Origin of the sequence: Kitasatospora sp. SUK 42, assembly GCF_015776785.2 — a bacterium.
Taxonomy (GTDB): Bacteria; Actinomycetota; Actinomycetes; order Streptomycetales; family Streptomycetaceae; genus Kitasatospora.
In genome coordinates this window covers 1-4,512 of the sequence record NZ_LFMD02000004.1, presented here as the reverse complement: position 1 = coordinate 4,512, position 4,512 = coordinate 1, and the positions used below count along the sequence as shown (strand labels likewise).

General features: G+C 73.3%; 2 protein-coding genes. Both read right to left on the bottom strand.

The annotated features are described in order from the left end of the window. Positions 1–4,143 (bottom strand): type I polyketide synthase (locus tag RZ50_RS18750; protein ID WP_374199958.1); only part of this gene is annotated, 4,143 nt, incomplete at its 3' end. A 53-nt stretch (positions 4,144–4,196) separates the two neighbouring features. After that, a partial coding sequence (locus RZ50_RS18745) for an acyl carrier protein (protein ID WP_217680637.1) occupies positions 4,197–4,512 on the bottom strand: 316 nt, incomplete at its 5' end.

The window sequence follows — 4,512 nt, the reverse complement described above, 5'->3', positions numbered from 1 at the left end:
ACCCCAATCAGGCCCCTCGGACACCACACCCGAAGCCGCCCGGACGAGCCGCGGCACCAGCACCTGACCACCGCGAACCGCCAACTGCGGCTCACCCGAGGCCAAAGCGCCCGCCACCAGTTCGGGCGACGGCGTGCCGGTGTCCAGGTCCAGCAGCACGAAGCGGCCCGGGTTCTCGGCCTGCACGCTGCGCAGGAGACCCCAGACGCCGGCCTGCGACAGGTCAGCGATGCCCTCCGGGCCGACCGCGACCGCGCCGCGCGTCACCACGACCAGCCGCGAACCCGCCAGCCGGGCCTCCTCCAACCAGCCCTGCACCAGACCCAGCACACCAGCCGTCACCTCATGAACAGCCGCGACCAGTTCCACGCCGTCCAGCCGGGGCAAGCCCGCCAGCACCACCGACGGCGCCACCTCCGCCACCTCGCCAAGACCCGGGAACACCACCCCGCCAAGCCCGAGATCGGCGCCCAGCACCGCCCAGTCAGCGGCAACGCCCTCCACCGGCACCGGACGCCAGGCCACACCCAACAGCCCGTCCCGAGCCGCCGCACCGGCCTGGCGCAGACCGTCCACCGACACCGGACGCAGCACCAGCGACTCGACCACCGCCACCGGCGCACCCGCACCATCGGCCACCGTCAGCGACACCACGTCCGGGCCGGCCGGGGAGATCCGGACGCGCAGAGCGGTCGCACCGGCGGCGAGGACGCTCACGCCGGACCAGGAGAACGGCAGGGCGGTTCCACGCTCCTCGTCGACCACGCCGGGCAGCAGCGGGTGCAGCGCCGCGTCCAGCAGGGCCGGGTGCAGGGCGAACAGCCCACCGTCGGTGCGCTGCCCCTCCCCCAGGGCGACCTCGGCGAACAGCTCACCTTCTGCTCGCCACACCCGGCGCAGTCCCTGGAACGCCGGGCCGTAGCCGTAACCCCGTTCGGCCGCCCGGCCGTACACGTCACCGAGGTCGATCTCGACCGCTCCGGCCGGCGGCCAGGACAGCAGATCGGCCGAGGCCGAGGCGACGGCCTCGGGAGCGAGCACCCCACTGGCATGCCGGGTCCACGGCAGTTCGGCGTCCTCGTCGGGACGCGAGTACACGTCGAAGGTCCGCCGCCCGGCCTCGTCCGCCCGGGCCACCACCAACTGGAGCTGGACACCGCCGCGTTCGGGCAGCACCAGCGGCGCCGACAGGGTCAGCTCCTCGACCTGCGCGCAGCCGACCTGCGCGCCGGCGCGGACGGCCAGCTCCACGAAGCCCGTGCCGGGGAGGATCAGGGTGTCCAGGATCCGGTGGTCCGCGAGCCACGGGTGGCTGTCCAGCGCCAGCCGTCCGGTCAGCACGACCGAGTCGCCGTCGGCCAGTTCGACGGCCGCGCCGAGGAGCGGGTGCCGGGCGGCGCTCAGCCCGAGGCCTCGGGCGTCGGCGGGCGCGGAGGCCTGGTCGAGCCAGTGGCGTTCGTACTGGAAGGCGTAGGTCGGCAGGTCGGTGCGCCGGGCGCCGGAACCGGCGAAGAACGCCGGCCAGTCGACCGCGACACCGTGCGCGTGCAGCCGGCCCAGGGCCTCGATCACGCTGTGCGTCTCCGGCCGGTCACGGCGCACGGCGGCGAGCAGAGCGTGCTCGCCCGTGGAGTCGAGGGTGTCCTGGGCGAGCGCGGTCAGCACCCCGTCCGGGCCCAGCTCCAGGAAGGCCGTGACGCCCTCCCCTGCCAAAGTCCGTACGGCGTCGGCGAAGCGGACGGCGCCGCGGACCTGTTCGGCCCAGTAGCGGCCCGAGCGCAGCTCCTCGGCCGAGGCGAACCGGCCGGTCACCGTCGACACCACCGGAATCCTCGGGGCGTCGAAGGTCAGCTTGTCCGCCTCGGCGGTGAACTCCTCCACCATGCCGTCCATCAGCGGCGAGTGGAAGGCGTGGCTCACCGTGAGGCGCGTCGCCTTGTGACCGTCGGCCTCCAACTTCGCAGCGACCGCCAGGACTTCGTCCTCGACGCCCGAAATCACCACCGAACGCGGGCCGTTCACCGCCGCGATGCCCACCACGGACTCGCGCCCGGCCAGCAACGGCAGCACCGCCTCCTCGGGCGCCCGCACGGCCACCATCGCCCCGCCCGACGGCAAGGCCTGCATCAACCGCGCCCTCGCGGCCACCAGCCGCGCCGCGTCCGCGAGCGACAACACACCCGCCACATGCGCGGCCGCCAGCTCACCGATCGAATGCCCGACCAGCACGTCCGGCCGCACACCCCAGGACTCGACCAACCGGAACAGCGCCACCTCGACCGCGAACAGCGCGGGCTGAGTGAAACCCGTGTCGTCCAGCCCGTCACCGGAGGCGATCACCCCGGCCAACGGCCGCTCCAACAACGGGTCCAGCTCCGCACACACCTCATCGAAGGCCGCCCGGAACACCGGAAACGCCTCGGACAACTCCCGACCCATGCCGACTCGTTGCGCACCCTGCCCGGTGAACAGGAACGCCGTACGGCCGGCACTCACACGAACCGGGACCACCGAACCCAACTGCGCCAGCAGCGCCTCCCGATCGCCACCGACCACCGCCGCCCGGTACTCCAGCCCCGAACGGCCCGTCGCCAGCGAGAACGCCACATCCGCAGCGGACAGCTCCGCCCGCTCCCCCACGAACGACGCCAGCCGCTCCACCTGCGCCGACAGCGCTTCCGGAGAACGCCCCGACACCACCCACGGCACCACCGGCAACCCGGCCACCGACTCAGCGACGGCGTCCTCCACCACCGGCACCTGCTCAAGGATCACGTGCGCGTTCGTCCCGCCGAACCCGAACGACGAGACGCCCGCCCGACGCGGCGCACCCGTCTCCGGCCACGACCGGGCCTCCGTCAGCAGCTCGACCTCGCCCGCCGTCCAGTCGGCGTGCGGCGAACGCTCCTCCGCGTGCAGCGTCCTGGGCAGGACGCCGTGCCGCATCGCCTGGACCATCTTGATCACGCCGCCCACACCGGCCGCCGCCTGGGAGTGGCCGATGTTGGACTTCAACGAGCCCAGCCAGAGCGGCCGGCCCTCCGGGCGCTCCTGACCGTAGGTGGCCAGCAGCGCCTGCGCCTCGATCGGGTCGCCGAGTCGCGTCCCGGTCCCGTGCGCCTCCACCACATCGACGTCGGCCGCCGCCAGCCGGGCACTGGCCAGCGCCTGCCGGATCACCCGCTCCTGAGAGGGCCCGTTCGGCGCCGTCAGACCGTTCGAAGCACCGTCCTGGTTCACCGCCGAACCCCGGATCACGGCCAGCACCTCGTGCCCGTTGCGCCGCGCGTCCGACAACCGCTCCACCAGCAGCAGACCCACGCCCTCCGACCAGCCCGTGCCGTCCGCCCCGGCCGCGAAGGACTTGCAGCGGCCGTCGGCGGCCAGACCGCGCAGCCGGGAGAACTCCACGAAGGCCGTCGGCGTGGACATCACCGCCACCCCGCCCGCCAGGGCGAGGTCGCACTCACCCGAGCGCAGGGCGTTCACGGCCAGGTGCATCGCCACCAGCGAGGAGGAGCAGGCGGTGTCGACCGCGACGGCCGGCCCCTCCAGGCCCAGCGTGTACGAGACCCGGCCGGAGGCGATGCTGCCCGCGCTGCCGCTGAACAGGTACCCCTCGAAGTCCTCCGGCGGGAGCTGCGGCCGGGAGCCGTAGTCGTTGTACATCACGCCGGTGAACACGCCCGTCCGGCTGCCGCGCAGGGTGGCCGGGTCGATGCCCGCCCGCTCCAGGGCCTCCCAGGCGGTCTCCAGCAGCAGCCGCTGCTGCGGGTCGGTGGCCAGCGCCTCACGCGGGGACATCCCGAAGAACGCCGGGTCGAACAGGTCCGCGTCGTGCAGGAACCCGCCCTCCCTCGTGTACGAGGTGCCGACGCGCTCCGGATCAGGATCGTAGAGCTCGTCGAGGTTCCAGCCGCGGTTGACGGGGAACTCCGACACGGCGTCGACGCCGTCGGCGACCAGCCGCCACAGGTCCTCGGGCGAGCGCACCCCGCCCGGGTAGCGGCAGGCCATGCCGACGATCGCGATCGGCTCCTGCTCCTTCTCCTCCACCTCGCGCAGCCGGTTCCGGGCGTCGCGGGCGTCCGCGATCGCGCGCTTGAGGTAGTCGCGCAGCTTTTCCTCGTTGGTGGCGCTCACGTGAGTCCCAACTTTCCGTGGTTGTGTGGTCGATGGCGAGGTCGGCTGCCCGGTCATTCGAGCTCGTCGAAGAGCGCGAAGAGCTCCTCGTCGGTGGCCCCTTCGAGGTCGACGTCATCGGCCGGGGCCGCGCTGTCCCGGCCGGACGCCTCCTCACAGAGCTCAAGCAGTTCCCTCAGCCGTGCGGCGATCTGCTGGGGGGCGCCGTCGTCGGCCAGCGCCGGGCGGAGGGTGGCCTTCAGCCGGTCCAGCTCGGCGAGGATGGGGGCGTCCGACGAGGCCTCCTCGACGTGGAGCTGGTCGCGCAGGTAGGTGGCGAGTGCGGCCGGGGTGGGGTGGTCGAAGACCAGAGTGGTCGGCAGCCGCAGA